Annotated in this window: 15 protein-coding genes; 5 read left to right on the top strand and 10 right to left on the bottom strand. The window is 64.7% G+C overall.

Annotation, left to right across the window (positions count from 1 at the left end; translation table 11 throughout):
• Positions 1–37: 37 nt before the first annotated feature.
• Both ssb and BM031_RS10115 read right to left on the bottom strand, forming a co-directional pair.
• Positions 38–541 (bottom strand): single-stranded DNA-binding protein, encoded by a 504-nt coding sequence (gene ssb / locus BM031_RS10120; protein ID WP_091874405.1) that lies wholly within the window; start codon positions 539–541, stop codon positions 38–40.
• Between the two features lie 226 nt (positions 542–767).
• Positions 768–1493, bottom strand: a complete 726-nt coding sequence (locus tag BM031_RS10115) for an LbetaH domain-containing protein (RefSeq protein ID WP_091874404.1) — start codon at positions 1491–1493, stop codon at positions 768–770.
• Between the two features lie 304 nt (positions 1494–1797).
• Between BM031_RS10115 and uvrA the strand changes: the two genes are divergently transcribed.
• Entirely contained in the window at positions 1798–4647 is a 2850-nt protein-coding gene (gene uvrA / locus BM031_RS10110; protein WP_091874402.1) for an excinuclease ABC subunit UvrA, read from the top strand.
• A 218-nt stretch (positions 4648–4865) separates the two neighbouring features.
• On the opposite strand, the gene BM031_RS10105 is transcribed toward uvrA, so the two are convergent.
• The 3 genes from BM031_RS10105 to BM031_RS10095 are packed head-to-tail and all read right to left on the bottom strand — an operon-like array spanning position 4866 to position 9810.
• A complete protein-coding gene (locus BM031_RS10105) occupies positions 4866–6068 on the bottom strand; it encodes a cyanophycinase (protein ID WP_091874400.1) in 1203 nt (400 codons plus the stop codon).
• A 10-nt stretch (positions 6069–6078) separates the two neighbouring features.
• The gene (locus tag BM031_RS10100; RefSeq protein WP_177207703.1) at positions 6079–8814 is read right to left on the bottom strand and encodes a TonB-dependent receptor; all 2736 of its coding nucleotides are present in this window, start codon (positions 8812–8814) and stop codon (positions 6079–6081) included.
• A gap of 33 nt (positions 8815–8847) precedes the next feature.
• Entirely contained in the window at positions 8848–9810 is a 963-nt protein-coding gene (locus BM031_RS10095; RefSeq protein WP_091874396.1) for a MurR/RpiR family transcriptional regulator, read from the bottom strand.
• Between the two features lie 199 nt (positions 9811–10009).
• On the opposite strand from BM031_RS10095, the gene BM031_RS10090 reads away from it, so the two are divergent.
• Complete coding sequence (locus BM031_RS10090) at positions 10010–11128, top strand: M14 family metallopeptidase (RefSeq protein ID WP_091874395.1); 1119 nt, start codon at positions 10010–10012, stop codon at positions 11126–11128.
• 10 nt (positions 11129–11138) lie between these two features.
• The gene (locus BM031_RS10085) at positions 11139–12527 is read left to right on the top strand and encodes a YfcC family protein (protein WP_091874393.1); all 1389 of its coding nucleotides are present in this window, start codon (positions 11139–11141) and stop codon (positions 12525–12527) included.
• A 272-nt stretch (positions 12528–12799) separates the two neighbouring features.
• On the opposite strand, the gene BM031_RS10080 is transcribed toward BM031_RS10085, so the two are convergent.
• Both BM031_RS10080 and BM031_RS10075 read right to left on the bottom strand, forming a co-directional pair.
• Entirely contained in the window at positions 12800–13612 is an 813-nt protein-coding gene (locus tag BM031_RS10080; RefSeq protein WP_177207702.1) for a lipid-binding SYLF domain-containing protein, read from the bottom strand.
• Between the two features lie 188 nt (positions 13613–13800).
• Entirely contained in the window at positions 13801–15687 is a 1887-nt protein-coding gene (locus tag BM031_RS10075) for a phosphoenolpyruvate carboxykinase (GTP) (protein ID WP_091874389.1), read from the bottom strand.
• 341 nt (positions 15688–16028) lie between these two features.
• Between BM031_RS10075 and BM031_RS10070 the strand changes: the two genes are divergently transcribed.
• Positions 16029–17021 (top strand): D-2-hydroxyacid dehydrogenase family protein, encoded by a 993-nt coding sequence (locus BM031_RS10070; RefSeq protein ID WP_091874388.1) that lies wholly within the window; start codon positions 16029–16031, stop codon positions 17019–17021.
• A 174-nt stretch (positions 17022–17195) separates the two neighbouring features.
• Here BM031_RS10070 and BM031_RS10065 read toward each other — a convergent pair whose 3' ends face one another.
• A complete protein-coding gene (locus BM031_RS10065) occupies positions 17196–17951 on the bottom strand; it encodes an L-asparaginase (protein ID WP_091874386.1) in 756 nt (251 codons plus the stop codon).
• A 136-nt stretch (positions 17952–18087) separates the two neighbouring features.
• On the opposite strand from BM031_RS10065, the gene BM031_RS10060 reads away from it, so the two are divergent.
• Complete coding sequence (locus BM031_RS10060; RefSeq protein WP_091874385.1) at positions 18088–18573, top strand: asparaginase domain-containing protein; 486 nt, start codon at positions 18088–18090, stop codon at positions 18571–18573.
• A 161-nt stretch (positions 18574–18734) separates the two neighbouring features.
• Here BM031_RS10060 and BM031_RS10055 read toward each other — a convergent pair whose 3' ends face one another.
• Together BM031_RS10055 and dinB are read right to left on the bottom strand one after the other, a co-directional pair.
• Complete coding sequence (locus tag BM031_RS10055) at positions 18735–19631, bottom strand: recombination-associated protein RdgC (protein ID WP_091874383.1); 897 nt, start codon at positions 19629–19631, stop codon at positions 18735–18737.
• Between the two features lie 86 nt (positions 19632–19717).
• Positions 19718–20767: a DNA polymerase IV gene (dinB, locus tag BM031_RS10050; RefSeq protein WP_229408754.1), complete on the bottom strand. Its 1050-nt coding sequence runs from the start codon at positions 20765–20767 to the stop codon at positions 19718–19720.
• Between the last annotated feature and the right edge of the window lie 173 nt (positions 20768–20940).

Here is a 20940-nt window from a genome sequence, read left to right as displayed (position 1 = left end):
TCGAAGTGCGGGCCTTGTTCACTGCAGCGTTACCGAATCAGAACGGGATGTCGTCATCCATATCCGAGAAGTTCGGCGCCGGCTTCGGCTGCGGGCGGGCTGCAGGAGCAGGTGGCGCCTGGCGCGGGGCCGGACGCTGCTGCTGCTGTGGCTCGTAGCCGCCGCCGTCGTCCATGCCGCCGCCCATGTCGTTACCGCCCATGCCCTGGCGACCGCCCAGCATTTGCATGTTTTCAGCGACGATGTCGGTCGCGTAGCGCTCGATGCCGTCCTTGTCGGTGTACTTACGGGTCTGCAGGCGGCCTTCGACGTAGACCGACGAGCCCTTTTTCAGGTACTGGCCGACGATCTCGGCCAGGCGGCCGAAGAACGAAATACGGTGCCACTCGGTGAGTTCTTTCTGTTCGCCGGTGTTCTTGTCCTTGGACTTGAACGAGGTTGCCACCGCGATATTCGCGATTGCGTCGCCACTTGGCATGTAGCGGATTTCCGGATCGCGGCCCAGGTTGCCGACGATAATGACCTTGTTAACTGATGCCATTTTGTACTCCAATTGAGTGTGTAGAGCCCTGACTCTGCGTGCTTCTAAGCGTCAGGGAACGGGGTACTGCAACTCACTATTATGGGGCCGATGAGCTGGAACCGAAAGTGCTTTTTCGATGCACAAGCACTCACAGTCAGACCTTGCCCGGGACGCTTCGGTGCCCGCCATGGAGCAGATCGATATCAAGCGCCGGGCATCGGCCGGGGGGCGAAAAACGCCGCAATCACACCTGCGGGCCGTGCTGCGTTTCATACTCCACGCGGCTGGCTTTGAGCCGCGCGATGGTGGCCAGCGCCTGCTCTTCGTCAGCAGTCATGTCCTGGAGGAACATCGCGTTATTGTCGCGGATCCAGGTCAGCGGCATCTCCCACCAGGCCAGGTCCAGCAAGGCCGCGCGCACGGCCTCGGTGAAGCGATACCTGATCAGCTTGGCCGGCGCTCCCACATAGATGCCATACGGCTCGGAACGGAAATTCGGCGGCAACAGCGAGCGCGCGCCGATGATGCAGCCGTTTTCGATGATGCCGCCGCCCAGCATCATGACTTCGTCGCCGATCCACACATCGTTCTTGATCACCGAGTCGGCATACTGCGGCGGCGGCGCGTTGCGTAAACCCATGCCCGCGACCGAGAACATATAGGTCGAGATGGTCTTGCTCTCGTGCTGGCCGTTGAGCAGGAAGCGAAGGCGCAGGCCGCCCGCAACGAAGCGGCCGACGGCCAGGCCCTGGTGCCCTGCGTCGTACTTGACCAGCGAGCCGACCCCGAAACCCGAACAGCGGCCGATGTAGAAATGGCCACTCTGCGGCTCCTGGTCGAGCCAGTCGCGGAAAAAACCGTGCGGGAAGCTGCTGGCGCCGCCACTGGCGTAGCCCAGCACGGTAAATTGCCCGGCCAATGGGTGGTCTTCCTGGACCCCAGTGAAATCGTCTTCGGTCTGGATGTGCATGTTTGCTTTCACATTGCTACGGCAGCACTGTCGCGGAATGCAGTACTTGCCTGAAGCCAACACTTTACTATGAAAAAAGACGGGATTGTTGCCGAGTGAACTATTGAACTGGGCGTAAGACGCATCAGATACCTCTATTCCCCGATCCAGCAGGATGTGTCCTTGCGGCACAAAAGTGCTGGATGCATGTACAGCACTTCGAAAAACCAGCTACACTAATGGGTTCCCCCTTGGTTGGCCCGCTCACCGCGACAGTCTCATGTGCGCCGGCCCCGCAAACTTATTGAAAGCCTCCAAAAACCTAATGGAAGAAATTCGTATCCGCGGTGCGCGCACGCACAACCTGAAGAACATCAACCTGAACCTTCCGCGTAACAAGCTGATCGTCATCACGGGCCTCTCGGGTTCGGGCAAGTCCTCGCTCGCTTTCGATACCCTGTACGCCGAGGGGCAGCGCCGCTACGTCGAATCGCTGTCGGCCTACGCGCGCCAGTTCCTGCAGTTGATGGAAAAGCCGGACGTCGACCTGATCGAAGGCCTGTCGCCGGCGATCTCGATCGAGCAGAAGGCCACCTCGCACAATCCGCGCTCCACGGTCGGCACCGTCACCGAGATCCACGACTACCTGCGCCTGCTGTACGCACGCGTCGGCACGCCGTATTGCCCGCAGCACCCGCATCATCCGCTGGCGGCCCAGACCGTGTCGCAGATGGTCGATGCGGTGCTGTCGATGCCCGAAGGCACCAAGCTGATGATCCTGGCGCCGACCGTCGCCAACCGCAAGGGCGAGCACAGCGACCTGTTCCAGGCGATGCAGGCCCAGGGCTTCGTGCGCTTCCGCGTGGCCAGCGGCGTGAACCCGGCCAAGATCTACGAGATCGACGAACTGCCCAAGCTCAAGAAGACCGAGAAGCACACCATCGACGTCGTCATCGACCGCGTGAAGGTGAACCCGGAGATCAAGCAGCGCCTGGCCGAAAGTTTTGAAACCGCGCTGCGCCTGGCCGATGGCCGCGCGGTCGCATATGAAATGGACAGCGGCACCGAGACCGTGTTCTCGAACAAGTTCGCCTGTAACGTCTGCGGCTATTCGCTGCAGGAGCTGGAACCGCGCCTGTTCTCGTTCAACAACCCAATGGGCGCCTGCCAGGAATGCGATGGCCTCGGCCACATCGAGTTCTTCGACCCGAAGCGCATCGTGGCCTTCCCGCACCTGTCGCTGGCTTCCGGCGCCGTCAAGGGCTGGGACCGCCGCAACCAGTTCTATTACCAGATGCTGCAGAACCTGGCGTCGCACTACGACTTCGACCTCGATAAGCCCTTCGACACCCTGGCCAAGCCGGCCCAGGACGCGGTGCTGTTCGGCTCGGGCAAGACCTCGATCCCGTTCAGCTATGTCAACGAGCGCGGCCGCACCGTGATCCGCGAGCACACCTTCGAAGGCGTGGTCAACAACCTGCAGCGGCGTTACCGCGAGACCGACTCGATGGCGGTCAAGGAAGAGCTGGCCAAGTTCATCAACGAGAAGAAGTGCCCGTCCTGCGACGGCGCGCGCCTGCGCACCGAAGCGCGCTTCGTGAAGATCGGCGAGGGCGAGCAGCAGCGCGCCATCTACGAAGTCTCCGACAAGCCCTTGCGCGATACGCTCGCCTTCTTCGAGACCCTGGTCCTGACCGGCGCCAAGAAGGAAATCGCCGAGCGCGTCATCAAGGAAATCACGGCGCGCCTGAAATTCCTGAACAACGTCGGCCTCGATTACCTGTCGCTCGACCGCAGCGCCGATACGCTCTCCGGCGGCGAAGCCCAGCGTATCCGCCTGGCCTCGCAGATCGGCTCCGGCCTGACCGGCGTGATGTACGTGCTCGATGAACCGTCGATCGGCCTGCACCAGCGCGACAACGACCGCCTGATCGCCACCCTGAAGCACCTGCGCGACATCGGCAACAGCGTGCTGGTGGTGGAGCACGACGAAGACGCGATCCGTACCGCCGACTACATCGTCGACATGGGTCCGGGCGCGGGCGTGCACGGCGGCCAGATCATCGCCGAAGGCACGCTCGAAGAAATCATGAAGAACGAGCACTCGGTCACGGCCCAGTACCTGGACGGCCGCCGCAAGATCGCCGTGCCGAAGAAGCGCACCAAGATGGATCCGGCGCGCCAGCTGGTCATCACTGGCGCGCGCGGCAACAACCTGAAGAACGTCACGCTCACGCTGCCGGTCGGCCTGATGACCTGCATCAGCGGCGTCTCGGGTTCCGGCAAGTCGACCCTGATCAACGACACCCTGTACCCGGCGCTGTCGCGCCACCTGTACGGTTCGCAGACCGAGCCGGCCGAGCACGACGCGATCCACGGCCTGGAACACTTCGACAAGGTGATCTCGGTCGACCAGGCGCCGATCGGCCGCACCCCGCGTTCGAACCCGGCCACCTACACCGGCCTGTTCACGCCGATCCGCGACCTGTTCGCGACCGTGCCGACCGCCAAGGAACGCGGCTACTCGGCGGGCCGCTTCTCGTTCAACGTCAAGGGCGGCCGCTGCGAAGCCTGCCAGGGCGATGGCGTGATCAAGGTCGAGATGCACTTCCTGCCGGACGTGTACGTGCCCTGCGATGTCTGCCACGGCAAGCGCTACAACCGCGAGACGCTCGAAGTGCAGTACAAGGGCAAGAACATCACCGAAGTGCTGGAGATGACGGTCGAGGATGCGCACGAGTTCTTCAAGCCGGTGCCGGTGATCGCGCGCAAGCTGCAGACCTTGTTGGATGTGGGCCTCGGCTACATCAAGCTGGGCCAGAGCGCCACCACGCTGTCGGGCGGCGAGGCGCAGCGCGTGAAGCTGTCGCTGGAACTGTCGAAGCGCGATACGGGGCGTACGCTGTACATCCTCGATGAACCGACGACGGGTTTGCACTTCGCCGACATCGACCTGCTGCTCAAGGTCATCCACCGCCTGCGCGACCAGGGCAATACGCTGGCGATCATCGAGCACAACCTGGACGTCATCAAGACGGCGGACTGGATCATCGACCTGGGGCCGGAGGGCGGCGCGGGCGGTGGCCTGATCGTGGCGAGTGGGACGCCGGAGGAAGTGGCGAAGAACAAGGGCAGCGCGACCGGGAAGTATTTGAAGCCGTTGTTGAAGGCTTGATAGGCCGCTTGAATCGACCGTAGCCACCAGCCCCGGCGCCGTCGTTCCGGCGCAGGCCGGAACCTAATTTTGCGTGCTGGCCGCTAACGGGTCACGCTAGTGGAACGCAACGGACTTGGGTTCCGGCCTTCGCCGGAACGACGGTATGGGGGCTGGTGGCACTAAACAAAAAAGGGGCAGCGCCGCCAGGCGCTGCCCCTTTTTTTACGCAAACAATCCTATTCCACCGTATACAACGGCTGCCGCATCCGCACCGGCCTCACATCCATCCTGATCCGGTAAATCGACCACGCATCCTCGCGGTTGGTCACGAACTCCCGGCTGTCCGGCGCGCGCGAAAACGTGAACTCGAACCCGCGTTCCGGCGCCCGGCTGGTCGGCCCTTCGAAGGCCAGGCCGGTGGCGCGTTCCAGGTTGCTGTCCACCAGCTTCTCGAGCAGGTTGACCACCGAGGTATTCCCCAGGATATCGGTATAGAACAGCGCCTCGCGGTACTCGCGCATGCTCCGGTCCACCGGCTCCTTGCCCGGCCCCGGCACATAGGTCCGGCTCGCGAGGTTGAAACGGTCGCCATTGTCCACGTAGCTGATGCGCGCATTGGACAGGTTGAACAGCGGCTGCGCCTTGTCGGTGCCGGCTTCCGAAAGATCGAGCACCAGCGCACCGGTGTATCCGACGATCGTCACTTCGCGCCCGGGTCCGACCACGGCTGCGGTATTCTCGTCGATGCCCAGGCCCAGCTTGTAGCCCTTGTCCAGCATGACCGGCAGCATGCGCGCGAAGCGGCCGCGCACCAGCAGGTGCTGGTCGATGAACACGTCGTCGCCGATGAAGCCCAGGCCCGGCGCGATGTCCTTGCCGTCGACCACGCCGTGCTTGAGGATGGGGACCACGTCCAGCGGCGGGTCGTAGAACATGGTGCTGCTCATGATGGCCGCGCCCGCGCTGGTGCCGGCGATCACGCCGCCGCGCCGGTACATCGACCACAGCGCGTCCAGCACGGCGCTGTTGCCGCCATCCGGCCGGCGCAGCGAGCCGGTGATGCGGGCCTGGTCGCCGCCGGTGAAAAAGGCGCCGCCGGCATTACGGACGGCGTCGGCCAGCGCCGGATCGTCGGCCGCCTTGCGCACGTCGCTGCCGGCCAGCAGCGGCGCCACCGGCACCAGGAAGGCCTGGGCGCCGTGGCGGTTCAGGAAGGCGACGGCGTTGCCGCCTTCGCGCGCGGGGTTCTGGGCGGCGGTCGGGAACACCGCGATGCGCGCCCCCTTGCCGCCGGCCAGCAGCACGATCTTTTCCCACACTGCCGCATTCTCGGGCCGCAGGCCGCCGCCGATGATGACCAGCGAGCCTTTCGGCGCCTCCGCGGCCACGCCGGCGCCTGCCGCCAGCAGCGCCAGTGCGAAGCAAACGCTCTTCAGCATACGCCTCCCGTCACCGGAACGAATAATTCAGGCTCACGTAGCCGCTGCGGCCGCGCGGGTCGGTGTAGCTCGGGTCGTACCCGGACAGGAAGAAGTAAGCCTGGTTCGAGAACGGTGGATCCTTGTCGAGCAGGTTCAGCACCCCGGCGCGCAGCTTGAGGTTCTTGCCGATGGCCCAGCTGCCGGTCAGGTCCCACAGCGAATAGGCCTTCACCTTGTTCGGCTGCAGCAGCGAGTCGGTGGCCGGGTCGTAGGTGGTGTTCTGGTCGGTGTAGCTGGACGAATACTGGTTCGCCAGCGCCAGGCTGACCGGGCCGCCGTCCCACTCGAAGCTGATGCGGTGGCGCCACTTCTGGATCGCCTGGTCGTTCAGGAACACGCCCAGGTTGCTGCGGAAGGGCTCGGACGGGCCATACTGGCGGTCGTAGCGCAGGATGCGCGTGCCCGACAGGTCGACGCCGAAGCGGCCCCAGGCTCCGCGCTCACTTTTCCATTCTGCCGAGATGTCGATGCCCGAGGTCTTCAGGCGGCCCTGGTTTTCCTTCATCAGGAGGATGTTCGAGATGAAGCCGTCCTCGTCGCGCTCGATGTAGGTGCCGTTGTAGGCTTGCGGGTTCTCGACGATGACCTGCTCGCCCAGGGTGCTGATCACGTCCTTCTTCTCGATGTTCCAGTAGTCGACCGAGAAGTTGGTGCGCTTGTCCAGCTCGAACACAGTGCCGAGCGTGAACTGGCGCGACTTCTCCGGCTTCAGGTTGGGATTCGAACGGCGTTCCACGCCCCACTGGTCGGTACACAGGTCGATGCTGCCTTCCTGCGCCACGCATTGCGGGTCGGTCAGGAAGCCGGCCGCGGTGCCGAAGATGGTCGGGCGCTTCAGGTCCGACAGCGACGGCGCGCGGAAGCCCGTGCCGGCCGAGGCGCGCACCATGAGCTGGGTGCTGGGCTGGTAGCGCAGGCCGATCTTCGGATTGGTGGAGCTGCCGATTTCGCTGTAGCGGTCGTGGCGCAGCGCGAACTGCATCTCGAGTTCCTTGGTGAACGGTGCGACCACCTCGGTGAACACCGAGGCCACGCGGCGCCGGTTGTCGGCAGTCTCGACCTCGAGCAGCTCGCCGACCGGCACGGTGCTGTCGCGGTCACCCGCGATATTGTTCGACTTGAGCAGCTCGGACGGTGTGAACAACTGGTGCTCGCGGCGGAATTCCCCGCCGAACGCGATCGCCAGGTCGCCGCCGGCCAGCTTGGTGAGCGCGCGCGACATCTTGCCGTCGATCGAGGTCGAGATGCCCTTGGCCTTGCGCGCCTCGTCGTTGATCTTGATGCCGTTGATCAGGTCGATGGCGGCCTGTCCCGACGGCGCGAAGGGATTGATGGTCCCGTTGCGCACGGCGGCGTCGAATTTGTCGTACAGGACGTAGCCGTCGACGTACTTGTCGGTGGCGCGGTTCTCGGCGCGCGAGAAGGCCAGGTCGTAGTCCCAGCCCTGGATGACGCCGGTGGCGCCCAGCACCAGGCGCTGGCCTTCGCTGGTCACCTCGTTGCTGCGGTTGCCCGCTTCTTTCATGCGGTAGCGGATGCCGCTGAAGATGGTGGGCAGGCCGGGGCCGGTCAGCGCGTTGCGGTAGGCGGTGGGCAGGATCGCGACCGGCAGGTTGCGGATGCGGACCGGGTTTGGCGAGAGCACGTACTTCGACTTCGCTTCGGTCTGCACCAGTTCGGCGAACAGCTGGTTGTCCGGGTTGAGCTGGAAAGTCGCGCGGCCGATGAAGCCGATCTTGCGCGAATCCGGATACAGCTCGGTATCCTGCATGAAGTCGAAGCTGCAGCCGGCCCGGCCGCCCGGTCCCAGCGGGGCGTAGACGGTGCCCGGCGGGTTGCAAGTCGGCGCGCTCGGGTTGACCCGGCTGGCCGTGCTGCCGGCCGGCAGCAGGCCGGCAGCGATCAGCGCGGCGCGCTGCGCGCCCGAGATATCGACGTTGGCTGGGAAGGTATTGCTCGACATCTGGGCCGGCAAGGTGGTTGCCAGCGGGCGCTCGCCGATGAAGCTGCGCTGCCCCGAGCGCAGGCTGTCGAGCTGCTGGAAGTCGAGCACGCCGAACACGTTGAAGCGGTCGGTGGCCAGGTCGCCGATGCCGCCGCTGATGCTGGCGGTGCGCTTGCCGGCGCCGCCGTGCTGGGTGCCGGCGGCCGATGCCGACAGGTCCAGGCCCGTGTAGTCCTTGCGGGTGATGAAGTTGATCACGCCGCCGATCGCGTCGGTGCCGTAGATCGCCGAGGCGCCGTCCTTGAGCACCTCGACGCGCTGGATCGCGCCGGCCGGAATGTTGTTCAGGTCGACGCCGGCGTTGTCGCCCGGGGACGCGAAGTTGGCCAGGCGCCGGCCATTGAGCAGGATGAGGGTCGACGACACGCCCAGGCCGCGCATGTTGGCGCCGTTCAGGCCGCGCTGGCCCGAGGTGCCGTCCGAGATGCTGGGGCCGTCGGTCAGCGGCGCCGTATTGGCGGCGATGTTGCGCACCAGTTCGGCGGCGGTGGTGACGCCCATCTTCTCGATGTCCTCGCGCGTGATCAGTTCCATCGGCAGGGCCGCCTCGCTGTCCAGGCGCTTGATCGACGAACCCGTCACCTCGACCCGGTGCATCTTCTGCTCGTCCGCCTGCTGCGCTACCGCGGGCGGCGCCACCAGGCCGAACGCGGCCACGATACTCGACGCCAGGATGGTCGGCCGCAAGCTAATCGACATGTGCTTCCTCATGCAATGCTCCTTGTTGATGACTCAGGACTTCTTCACGATGCGGCGCTTCGCGGCGCCCTCTTTTTTCTGCGTGCTGCCGGTACGAATCTGGTGTTCACCGTAGAGGTAGGCGGCGATCGCCTCGGTGTGGCGCGCCGCCTTGGCGACGTTGGCCTTGTTGGAGGTCATGAGGGACACGGCCAGCGCTTCGATCACGGCCAGCGCCGCGCTCGCGCTGCTGGGCAGGACCGGGTGCGCGCTGTGCGCATACAGCACGTGGTGCCCGAGTTCGGCCAGCGGCGAGGCGGGGGAGTCGGTGATCGAGACCACGGTGGCGCCGCTGTCGCGCGCGAAGCGGGTCAGCGACACCGCCGCCAGCGTGTAGCGCGGCAGCGAGATCACCACCAGCACGTCCTTGTCGGTGATGGTGGCCAGCTGGCTGGCCGCGACCTCGGTGCCGCCGGCGGCCGCGACTTCGACCACGTGGCGGCAGAAGGGCTGCAGGTGCATGGCCAGGGTGCCGGCCAGGAAGGTGGACAGGCCGAAGCCCATCACGTAGACGGTGCGCGCCTTGGTCAGGCCGGCGCTGATGCGCTCTAACTGGGCGCCGGCCAGCGCGCGGCTGGTGGCGGTGAGCGCCGCTTCCGCATAGCCCAGGCTTTCCAGCGCCGGCGAGGCGGGCCGGCGCGCGATCGAGCTGCGCAGCTTTTCTACCGGCTGCAGCATCGACTGCAGGGTCTCGGCCACCGCGCCGCGCATCGCCGCGTAGTTCTTGAAGCCGAGGTCGCGCGCGAAGCGGCTGATGGTGGCGGTCGACACCTCGCAGGCCTCGGCCAGTTCTTCGATACCCAAAGCGGTGGTGCGTACCTGGTTGCGCAGCAGGTAGTCGGCGATGCTGCGGTTCGAGGCCGAGCCTTCGGCCAGCATGCGCAGCAGCGACTGGCCGAGCGAAGACTCGGCAAAACCGATGTCGGGCGAGGTGGAGCGGACGTTGGAAGGACTCATCGCGGCATCGTTTATGTGGTGTGAATAGTTTTATTTATGACATGCAAATTTCAAAATATTTTCCAAATGTAATCCATGTTCTGTGGCAAACTCAACATGAATTTGAAAATATTCTTTCATTGAACCGAACTGTGTAAAAAAACCTACATGCGCGCCGAAGCCCCATGCGGCTGGCATGCCGGCGCGTGGAGAATTGCACATGCAGATACAGACACACCCGATCGCCACCGAACCTGGCCTGGCCAGCTACCAGCTCAGCACCTGCCATTTCGGCAGTCCGGGCAGCGGCAAGAAGGCCTACATCCAGGCTTCCCTGCACGCGGACGAAGTGCCGGCCATGCTGGTCGCCCAGTTCCTGCGGCGCGCGCTGGACAATCTCGATGCCGAAGGCCGCGTGCGCGGCGAGATCGTGCTGGTGCCGGCCGCGAACCCGGTCGGGCTGGCGCAGCTCATGCACGGCACGCCCATGGGGCGCTTCGACCTTGGCACCGGCGTGAATTTCAACCGCGCCTTCCTGCATGTCGGCGCGGAGCTGAAGGAGTCGCTGGCCGGCCGCCTGGGCCCGGACGCGGCGGCCAACGTCGCCGCCATCCGCGCCGCGGCGCGCGCCGCCGTGGCGCGCTGGGCGCCGCAGGACCACACCGAGGTGCTCAAGAAAACGCTGCTGTCGATGGCGATCGATGCCGACATCGTGCTCGACCTGCACTGCGATAACGAGGGCCTGATGCACGTGTATGCGGGCACGCCGCTGGCCGCCAAGGCCACGCAGCTGGCCGCGCTGCTCGGCGCGCGCGCCCTGCTGCTCTCCAGCGCCTCGGGCGGCGCCCCCTTCGACGAAGCCTGCAGCAGGCTGTGGTGGGACCTGGCCGAGCACTTCGGGCCCGCGACGCCGGTGCCGCCGGCCTGCGCCGCGGTGACGGTCGAACTGCGCGGCGAAATGGACGTGCGCTACGACCTGGCCGAGCAGGATGCAGGGGCGCTGCTGCAGTTCCTGGCGCGCGAGGGCATGCTCGATATTCCCGTGGCGGCGCTGCCTGCGGCGCTGTGCGAAGCGACGCCGCTGGCGGGCGTCGAGCCGCTGCATGCGCCGCAATCGGGCGTGCTGGTGTTCCTGAAAGCGCTGGGCGAACAGGTGGCCGCCGGCGAGGCGGTGGCCGACATCGTCAACCCGGTCAGCGGCGCCACCGCCACCGTGCGCGCCACCACCAGCGGCCTGCTGTTCGCCAGCACAGCCCACCGCCACCTGCTGCGCGGCATGCAGGTCTGCAAAATCGCGGGCGCCACGCCCTTCCGTTCCGGTCCCCTACTGAGCCAGTGAGACAATAAGCATGCGCCTTCGAATGCCCAACACCTTCGTGCTGCTGTTCGCCATCCTCGCGCTGATCGCGCTGGCGACCTGGTTCGTCCCCGGCGGCAAATACGACACCCACCTGGTCGACGGCAGGCAGCTGGTCAATCCCGGCTCCTTCCATTACGTGGAAAGCGCCCCGCAGGGACTGGTGGCGCTGCTCAAGGCGCCCATCAAGGGCTTCGTCGAAGCGTCCCAGATCATCGGCTTCGTGCTGATCGTCGGCGGCGCCTTCGCGGTACTGCAGCGCACCGAGGCGATCGACACCATGATCCGCTCGATCGCTAGAGCGCACACCCACTCGCCGCTGGTGCGCGCCATGCTCATCCCGGTGTTCGTCACCCTGTTCTCGCTCGGCGGCGCCACCTTCGGCATGAACGAGGAGGTGATTCCCTTCATCCTGATCTTCGTGCCGCTGGCGCTGGCCCTGGGCTACGACACCGTGACCGGCGTGTCGATTCCTTTTCTGGGCTCGCAGGTCGGCTTCGGCGCGGCCTTCCTGAATCCCTTCAATGTCGGCATTGCGCAGGGGATCGCCGGGGTGCCGGTGTTCTCGGGAATAGGCTACCGGCTGGTGGTGTGGGCGGTGGCGACGTTCGTCACGGTCGCCTTCCTGATGTGGTACGCGGCGCGGGTCAAGCAGAACCCCGCGCTCAGCCCGACCTTCGTTCTCGACCAGACCAAGCGCAAGGAGATGCCGGATGCATCCGTCCACGAACACGAACGCATGACGCGGCGCCATGCGGCGGTGCTGGCGCTGTTCGCGCTCACGCTGGGCGCGATGGTGGTGGGCGTGGTGCAGTATGGCTGGTTCATCGACGAGATCGCGGCCCTGTTCCTGGCCATGGCGATCGTGGTGGGCGTGGTCGGCCGCCTCGGCGCCGACGGCTGGGTGGCGTCCTTCATGCAGGGCGTGAAGGACCTGGCGCCCACCGCGCTGGTGATCGCGATCGCGCGCGCCACCATGGTGATCGCGCGCGACGCCCACATCATCGACACCATGCTGCACGAACTGATGCCCCTGGTGCAGTCGAGCCATCCGGTGTTCGCGGCCCAGAAGATGTACCTGATCCAGTCGGTGATCAACTTCTTCATCCATTCGGGCAGCGGCCAGGCAGCGCTGACGATGCCGATCATGGCGCCGCTGGCCGACCTGGTGGGCGTCTCGCGCCAGACCGCGATCCTGGCTTTCCAACTGGGCGAACTGTCCACCCCGATGATCCCGACCTCGGGCATTACCGTGGGCGTGCTGGCGCTGGCGCGCATCCCGTGGCTTACCTGGGCCAAGTGGATGATTCCGCTGCAGCTGATTTATCTGGTGATGGCGCTGTTGTTGCTGATACCGCCGGTGCTGATGGGGTGGAATTGAAGAAGTTCGAAAGCCTGAATTCAATCGCTGCCAAATTCCATCGCTAACCATAAAAACCGTCATTCCCCCCGCTGGGGGAAATGACTTCCCGCGCAGGCGGGAATCCAAGTCGTTCGCGCTCCGCCTGCCTCAAACGACAGTGGGGTGCACACAAAATTGGGTTCCCGCCTGCGCGGGAAGTCGTAGGCGCCAGTGGCGCGTACGACGGTCTGGAGGATGGTGGTCCAAACTAAAGAGGGGCTGCGCAACCACACGCTGCCCCTGCTTTTTATCTAGCGGCTCCGCTCCCGCTCCTTCTCCGCCTCCATCTTGCTGTCCTTGCCCGCCTTCGTCGTCCCACCCGCCCCGCTGCCCCCCATGCTCGACGCCGCGCTGCCGCTGGTGATACTGGCCAGGGTCTGGCGCAGGGCGTCGGCCTGCGGATTGCGAACCTTGCCGCCCAGAACCTCTCTTGCAGCCACCTGGCGCTGGTAGTAGGCCGCGGTCTCGTCTTCGTCGTAGTCGATGTCGGTGACGTTCAGGGCCACGCCGCCGAACAGGCCTTCGGTGTCGGCCCAGGCGGTGATGTTGCCGTAGCCGGCCGAGCCTTCGCCTTTCTTCGACCAGTCGGCCACCGTCAGGCCGGCGTCGGCGCCCAGGGAGAACTTGTTGTTCTGCGTGAAGCTGTTGAGCGCCTTCTGGTCGTTGAGGACGAAGGCGATGGCGCCGGCTTCGATGCCGGCCTGCAGGCCCGCGCTGATGCCACCCATGTTGTAGAAGGCCGGACTGCTCCAGGTGTCGCCGCTGCGCACCAGCAGCACTCCGGCGCCGCCGCGGGCCCCGACGCCGAGCGCCGCACCGCCGTAATCGGGCACGACGAACACGCCTTTCGAGCGCTGCAGCAGCGCGCGCATCTCGGGGGTCGCCTGCATCTGCTGCACCACCTGCACGGCTTTGTTGACGTGCTCGGTCGCCTTGCGCATTTCCTTCTTGTGGCGCTCGGTGCCTGGGGTGGCGGCGTCCTGGGCCTTTCCGACCTGGGCCATAGCCACTCCGGTGCTTCCCGCCAACAGCGCCGCGAGCGATGCCGCGACGAGTCGTTTCATGGTCGGGTTCATGGTAGGTCCCTCCTTGAATGACGTTGGAAAGCGCCAGCCTATTCCCGGTCCCGCACAGGGAGCGCCACTTTGAACGCAAGAAAACGACCCTAGGAATGATTTCACCGGACTAAATAAAACGGGGGCGGCGCTTGTGGCACCACCCCCGTTTCCTCATGTTTGAGGCCTGGCCGGGCTTACGCGTTTAGCTGCTGCTCCAGTTTGGCCTTCGTCTCCACCAGCTCCTGCGGCAGGCGGTAGGCGAGCTTGTCGAACAGCTCGCTGTGCAGGTTCAGCTCTTCACGCCATGCATCCTTGTCGATCGACGTGATCTGCTTGAACTGCTCTTCGGTAAAGTCGATGCCGTCCCAGTTCAGGTCGCCATACGATGGCGAGCTGCCGAACAGGTGCGGGTTGCCGGCAGGCGCGCTGCCTTCGGCGCGGTCCAGCACCCACTTGAGCACGCGCATGTTGTCGCCGTAGCCCGGCCACACGAAGCTGCCCTGGTCGTCGGTGCGGAACCAGTTGACGCAGAAGATTTTCGGCAAAACCTTTGAATGGGCTTCCACCGGAAGCTTGCCCCCGGCAAGCTTCCTGCCGAGGTCGAGCCAGTGCTGGAAGTAGTCGCTCATGTTGTAGCCGATGAAAGGCAGCATCGCGAACGGGTCGCGGCGCACGATGCCCATCTGGCCGGCGGCGGCGGCGGTGGTTTCCGAGCCCATGGTCGCGGCCATGTAGACGCCTTCGACCCAGTTGTTCGCTTCGGTCACCAACGGCACGGTGGTCGAGCGGCGGCCGCCGAAGATGAAGGCCGAGATCGGCACGCCGGCCGGGTCGTCCCAGGCCTGGTCGATGACCGGGTTCTGGGTGGCGGCCACGGTGAAGCGCGCGTTCGGGTGGGCGGCCTTGGTGCCCGAGGCCGGGGTCCAGTCCTTGCCCTGCCAGTCGATCAGGTGGCTTGGCGCCTGCTTGGTCATGCCTTCCCACCACACGTCGCCGTCGTCGGTGAGGGCGACGTTGGTGAAGATAACGTTCTCGCGCAGCGAGGCCATGCAGTTCGGATTGGTCTTGTCGTTGGTGCCCGGGGCCACGCCGAAGTAGCCGGCTTCCGGGTTGATGGCGTACAGCTGGCCGTCCTGGCCCGGCTTGATCCAGGCGATGTCGTCGCCGATGGTAGTGACTTTCCAGCCGTCAAACGCTTGCGGCGGGATCAGCATGGCGAAGTTGGTCTTGCCGCAGGCCGAAGGGAAGGCTGCCGCGACGTATTTCTTCTCGCCCTTTGGCGACTCCACGCCCAGGATCAGCATGTGTTCGGCCAGCCAGCCGGTGCCGCCCGCTTGGGCTTCCTGGTAGCCCATGTTCGAGGCGATGCGCAGGGCGAAGCATTTCTTGCCCAGCAGCGCGTTACCGCCGTAGCCCGAACCGAAGGACCAGATCTCGCGGGTTTCCGGGTAGTGGACGATGTACTTGGTGGCATTGCATGGCCACGGCACGTCTTTCTGGCCGGCGGCCAGCGGCATGCCGACGGTGTGCACGCATGGCACGAACTCGCCATCGGTACCGAGCACGTCGTAGACGGCCTTGCCCATGCGCGTCATGATACGCATGTTGACGGCGACGTAAGGCGAATCGGACAGTTCCACGCCGATGTGGGCGATCGGCGAGCCCAGCGGGCCCATCGAGAACGGCACCACGTACAGGGTGCGGCCGGCCATGCAGCCGTCGAACAGGCCGTTCAGGGTACGGCGCATTTCGGCCGGATCCATCCAGTTGTTGGTCGGGCCAGCTTGCTCCGCGGTTTCGGCGCAGATGTAGGTGCGGTCTTCGACGCGCGCGACGTCGGACGGGTCGGACCAGGCCAGGTAGGAATTCGGGCGCTTGGCCGGGTTGAGCTTCTTCATAGTGCCGGCCTCGACCATCTGGGCGCACAGGCGGTCGTACTCTTCCTCGGAGCCGTCGCACCAGTAAATGCTGTCTGGCTTGGTCAGGGCGGCGATATCCGATACCCAATTGATGAGATGCTGGTGCTTGATGTAAGCTGGAACGTTCAAAGCGGCGACGCCGCCCATCACGGGCTGGTTCATGACTACCTCCAATGCCAATTAAGAATGCTGTCTGTCCCTGCACGCACGGCCTGTCCGTCTGGCCGTGCCCTGCTTGGCATATCGCTCCAGCGGAGCGCGGCGTTTACGGCGGTCGTGTCGACGGTCTCATAAGGAGGAGGCCGGGAACCTTGCTGCTGGGCCCAACACGAGCGTGCCGAACCCTGAATAATTGGCCGATTGTACACCCGGCAAACGTGGATTCGGGCGCTCTTACTACAAAAAAGTAGCAGAAAATGACCCAGTAATGTAGTAGGCTATTCCCCATCTTTTTGGAACCTGTTATTTCGCTACGCGTCAAATGTTGAAAGGTAGAAACTCATATGCGAATAGCTGTTCTCGACGATTACCAGGACGCCGTGCGGGGTCTTTCGTGCTTCAAGCTGCTCGATGGCCACGAGGTGAAAGTCTTCAACCATTCCATCCGCGGCCAGGGCCAACTCGCCCTGCGGCTGGCGCCTTTCGATGCAGTCGTGCTCATCCGTGAACGCACCGCCTTCCCCGCTGCGCTGCTGGCCAAGCTGCCGAACCTGAAGCTGATTTCCCAGACAGGCAAGGTCAGCGGCCACATCGACGTCGCCGCCGCCACCGGGCACGGCATTGCGATTGCCGAGGGCATCGGTTCACCGGTGGCGCCGTCCGAACTGACGTGGGCGCTGATCATGGCGGCCAGCCGCAAGATCGTGCCCTATGCCACCAACCTCAAGGAGGGACTGTGGCAGACGGCGTCGACCAACCCGGTGCTCAACGGCATTGGGCGCTCGCTGCGCGGGCGTACCCTGGCGATCTGGGGCTATGGCAAGATCGGGCGCCTGGTGGCAGGATATGCGCGGGCCTTCGGGATGCGCGTGCTGGTGTGGGGGAGCGAAAGCAGCCGGCAGGCGGCGGTGGCGGACGGGTTCGAGGCGGCGGATTCGCGCGAGGCCTTGTTCGCGCAGGCGGACGTATTGACCGTGCACCTGCGCCTGAGCGATGCGACCCGCGGGGCGGTGACGGCCGAGGACCTGGCGCGGATGAAGCCGGATGCGCTGTTCGTCAATACCAGCCGGGCCGAACTGGTGGCGGAAGGGGCGCTGGAACAGGGGCTGCGCGCCGGGCGGCCAGGGTATGCGGCGCTGGATGTGTTTGCCAGCGAGCCGCTGCGGGCGGATTCACCGCTGCTGCGGATCCCGACGGTGCTGGCCACGCCGCACCTGGGGTATGTGGAGCAGGACAGTTATGAGATTTATTTCCAGGCGGCGTTTGAGAATGTGGTGAGGTTTGCAGAGGGGGAGGCGGAGAATGTGTTGAATCCAGAGGTGCTGGGTAAGGGGTGAAGGACGGACTTCGGCGTAGAAATTAGGCTCCGGCCTTCGCCGGAGCGACGGTTCTAAGGCTGGAGGTGCATACCAGAGGTATCGAAACATATCGCTAACATCATCACGTCGTTCCGGCGCAGGCAGGAACCCAATTTTTGCGAACAGAAGAAAACGCACCGAGCGCAGCGAGCCTCAACCCAACTCCGCCTCCCCCGAAAAACTCAGCTTCCGCGCCGGCATCACGTGCGTACCAGTCCACAGCCCCGCCCACCCCGGCGGCCAGCCGATGCCGGGCCCCGCATACGGCTGCAAGCCTGCCCGCACCGGCACCACGGGCACCGGCGGTGCTTCGACCAATCCGCCTCCGGCGGGCCGCTCCATGTTCAGGCTGTACATGTAGCCCGGCAGCAGCAATCCGCAGACATCCTCGAACCACGCGGTGTGGTCTTCATCCCGCCCCAGCGCCTGCGCCAGTCCTTGCGGATCGAACTTCGCCAGTGCATGGATGAGCTCGTCAGTGGTCGCGCCGGGCGAATCGCCCCAGCCCATCACCGGATTATTGTTGTACTCCGCGCCCGAGCCATACCAGCCTTCGCGCCAGGTGCGCTGCATCCAGTTACGCGGGCCGGTGAACAGATGCCAGCGCCAGTGCAGGCCGGAGGGCTTGGGCCAGGAATACAGGTACAGCTTCTGGTAGCCCGCCTTGTGCAGTTCGCGCACCACGGCCATCAGGCGCGCGTGCGGCATGCGATCGGGCGGGGCGCGGCGGAACAGGATGGGTTCGCCGTCGGCGTGCTGCACCTCGTCGCTCGACAAATTCAAGTCGAGGGCGCGCTGCTCGTTGCCGAAGCGCGCGGAAATCCAGCCGGTCATGAGGTTGACGTGGGTGATCACGCCATAGCCCTTATGACGGTGGAAGATGACGGTGCCCGGTGCGACGGCTTTCATGGGAACAAGTGAAAAGAGGAAGGGGAAGGCCTGAGTATACTCATCCGATCCGGCCGATTCTAGCGCAGTCACATACAGATACACACGCGTTTGGGGCTATCATTACCCACCTTTTTTCGCACGTGGACAAATCACTATGACTTTGCGCATCATCGCTACCGGCGGCACTTTCGACAAACACTATAACGAACTTAATGGCGTGCTCGGCTTTGCCGACAGCCATTTGCCGGCGGTGATCGCCCGCTCGCGCATGACCATTCCGGTCGAGCTCGAAGTGCTGCCGCTGCTCGACTCGCTCGACATGCAGGACGCCGACCGCCAGCGCGTGCTGGCTTCCTGCCAGGCAGCAAAAGAGAAGGCGATCGTCATCATCCACGGCACCGACACCATGCGCGACACCGCGGCCGTGCTGGGCGCGGCCAAGCTGGACCAGGCCATCGTGCTGACCGGCGCCATGATTCCGTACGAGATCGCGAACTCGGACGCGCTGTTCAACCTGGGCCTGGCCTGCGGCGTCGCGCAGACCTTGCCGGCCGGCGTGTATGTCGCCATGAATGGGCAGGTGTTCTCGTGGGACAACGTGACGAAGAATCGGGCGGCGGGCGTGTTCCAGCCGCTGTGACATCCACTAGCGTGAAAACCGTCATTTCGGCGTAGGCCGGAATCCCATTTCTCGTCCGAAGTCAGCGCTGACGGCTATTCGAAAAAATTGGGTTCCGGCCTGCGCCGGAACGACGATTCAAGTGTTTGCTTGCTTGGCTTACGTCCCAGTATTTCGGGAACTCAAGCCTTGGCTTCGCCGCCCAGCGCTTCCACCACGTCCGTCAGCAGCTTCGCCATCTCGCCCGTCATCAGCACGATGTCGTTATCGAAACGCTCATCGTCGCTATAGGTCGCGGCTTCGCCTTCCTTGATCACGTCCAGTGGCTTGACGCCCTTGATCGCCAGCGACTCGGTCAGCACGAAGCTGATGCGGTCGTTCCAGGTCATGGCCAGGCGGGTGCACTGCTTGCCGGCGGCGATGTGGCGGCGGATGTCGTCCGGTTCCAGGGTGTGCTTCACGTAGCGCACGGCGGCGCGGCTTTCGCCGGTGGCGCGCAGTTCGGTGTCCTGGTCGATGGTGAAGCCGTACGGCGCTTCGTCGGCTTCCAGCCAGCCGGTCATGACGGCCACCGGCGAGCGCTGCACGCGCAGCGACTCGAGCGGCATGCGGTCGACCGCCTTGAGCAGCAGCTTGATGACGTCGTCGGCCTTGGCCGGGCTGGCGGCATCGACCACCAGCCAGCCGTTGACCGGGTCGATCCAGACCCACACGTTGCTGCGGATCGAGAAGGCGCGCGGCAGCAGTTCTTCGGCGACGCGCTCCTTCAGTTCCTTCATTGCCTTTTTACCTGGCGGGAAGCCCTGCTGCTCTTCCATCTCGGCGGCCTTGGCCTTGGCGACCTGGTTGATCACCGAGCTCGGCAGGAGCTTCTTCTCGGTGCCCAGCATCATCAGCATCTGCTTGTTGACGACGTGCACCAGCTTGCCGTTGGCGCGTGGCGAATCCCAGCCCTGGCGCAGCAGCTCGTTGCTGCTGGCAGGGGAGAACGCCTGCGACTGCAGCGCTTCTTCCATTTGTTCAGGGTTGAACGCCCATGGAGCAGGCAGGCGATAGATCTGGAGATTCTTGAACCACATACGCTTTATCCGATTATTCAGTATTTCAAGGGAACGACATTCTACGCTGCCGAGGAGCAAATGCATCCGGCAGCAGGGGCAAAAAATTAATCTATTGTCGGGTCGTCAACAGGCTCGGCGATCGCCGCCGGCAGGGTATCGTCGAACAGGCGCAGTTGCTCGACGATCTCGGTGTCGCCCAGGCGCACGCCGACGCCCAGCAGGCGCACCGGACGGCTGGCGCGGGCCCAGCCGGTTTCCATCAGGCGGGCAAAGGTCGGAATATGTGGCGCATAGCCAACACACTCCACCGTGGTCTGCTGGAAGTCCGAGAACTTGATCTTCACGAACAGCTTGTTGATGAATTTTTCAGCACCGTTGCGCTTGATGCGGCCCAGCAGGTGTTCATACAAATCCGGCAGCAGCTTCAGGCAGGCTTCCAGGTCGGGCACGTCGGGCGTATAGGTTTCCTCGGTGCTGATCGACTTGCGCTCGCGCGAGGTGTTCACTTCGCGGCGGTCGATGCCGCGGCACAGCTCGTACAGGCGGGCGCCGAAGCTGCCGAAGTGCTCCTGCAGCCGGTCCATGCTCCAGGTCCGCATGTCGGCGCAGGTCTGCAGGCCGAGGCGGTGCATCTTGTCGGCCGTCACCTTGCCCACGCCATACAGCTTTTTCACAGGCAGCGCGGCCACGAAGGCATCCACTTCTTCCGGCCGCACCAGGAACAGCCCGTCCGGCTTGTTCCAGTCGCTGGCGATCTTGGCCACGAACTTGTTCGGCGCCACCCCGGCCGAGGCGGTGATGCCGACGGTGTCGAAAATCCGCTGCCGGATTTCCTGGGCGATCAGGGTGGCGCTGCCCTTGCACTGGGTGGCGTGGGTGACGTCCAGGTAGGCTTCGTCGAGCGACAGCGGCTCCACCAGGTCGGTGTAGTCGCGGTAGATGTCCATGATCTGGTGGGAGGCGATGCGGTACTTTTCCATCGCCGGCGGGATCACCAGCAAGCCCGGGCACAGCTTCATCGCCTGGGCCGTGGCCATGGCCGAATGGATGCCGAAACGGCGCGCCTCGTAGTTGCAGGTGGCCACCACGCCGCGCTGGTCGGAACGGCCGCCGACCGCGAGCGGACGCCCGCGCAGCGACGGATCGTCGCGCATTTCGACCGATGCATAGAAACAGTCGCAATCGCAGTGGATGATTTTACGGAGCGGGGCGTTCACAAGGGCGAGGCCGCCCCACGGCGGGGCCGACTACTGTAATTCCATACAGTATCAACCCAAAGCGGATTTCTTGCAAGGCGTTGCAAGCTGCTGCAACGCCTTGCCGGCCG

Source organism: Massilia yuzhufengensis (genome assembly GCF_900112225.1).
GTDB classification, from domain to species: Bacteria; Pseudomonadota; Gammaproteobacteria; order Burkholderiales; family Burkholderiaceae_D; genus Telluria; species Telluria yuzhufengensis.
The sequence above is the reverse complement of the archived record's forward strand: the minus strand, read 5'-3'. Positions and strand labels throughout refer to the sequence as shown.

Bases quoted from the DNA above. Each gene is read 5' to 3' on its own strand.
- BM031_RS10075 (WP_091874389.1), bottom strand. From the start codon at position 15,687: ATGAACCAGCCCGTGATGGGCGGCGTCGCCGCTTTGAACGTTCCAGCT.
- BM031_RS10080 (WP_177207702.1), bottom strand. From the start codon at position 13,612: ATGAAACGACTCGTCGCGGCATCGCTCGCGGCGCTGTTGGCGGGAAGC.
- BM031_RS10105 (WP_091874400.1), bottom strand. From the start codon at position 6,068: ATGCTGAAGAGCGTTTGCTTCGCACTGGCGCTGCTGGCGGCAGGCGCC.
- uvrA (WP_091874402.1), top strand. From the start codon at position 1,798: ATGGAAGAAATTCGTATCCGCGGTGCGCGCACGCACAACCTGAAGAAC.
- BM031_RS10070 (WP_091874388.1), top strand. From the start codon at position 16,029: ATGCGAATAGCTGTTCTCGACGATTACCAGGACGCCGTGCGGGGTCTT.
- BM031_RS10065 (WP_091874386.1), bottom strand. From the start codon at position 17,951: ATGAAAGCCGTCGCACCGGGCACCGTCATCTTCCACCGTCATAAGGGC.
- BM031_RS10055 (WP_091874383.1), bottom strand. From the start codon at position 19,631: ATGTGGTTCAAGAATCTCCAGATCTATCGCCTGCCTGCTCCATGGGCG.
- BM031_RS10095 (WP_091874396.1), bottom strand. From the start codon at position 9,810: ATGAGTCCTTCCAACGTCCGCTCCACCTCGCCCGACATCGGTTTTGCC.
- BM031_RS10090 (WP_091874395.1), top strand. From the start codon at position 10,010: ATGCAGATACAGACACACCCGATCGCCACCGAACCTGGCCTGGCCAGC.
- ssb (WP_091874405.1), bottom strand. From the start codon at position 541: ATGGCATCAGTTAACAAGGTCATTATCGTCGGCAACCTGGGCCGCGAT.
- BM031_RS10115 (WP_091874404.1), bottom strand. From the start codon at position 1,493: ATGCACATCCAGACCGAAGACGATTTCACTGGGGTCCAGGAAGACCAC.
- dinB (WP_229408754.1), bottom strand. From the start codon at position 20,767: ATGCGCGACGATCCGTCGCTGCGCGGGCGTCCGCTCGCGGTCGGCGGC.
- BM031_RS10100 (WP_177207703.1), bottom strand. From the start codon at position 8,814: ATGTCGATTAGCTTGCGGCCGACCATCCTGGCGTCGAGTATCGTGGCC.
- BM031_RS10085 (WP_091874393.1), top strand. From the start codon at position 11,139: ATGCGCCTTCGAATGCCCAACACCTTCGTGCTGCTGTTCGCCATCCTC.
- BM031_RS10060 (WP_091874385.1), top strand. From the start codon at position 18,088: ATGACTTTGCGCATCATCGCTACCGGCGGCACTTTCGACAAACACTAT.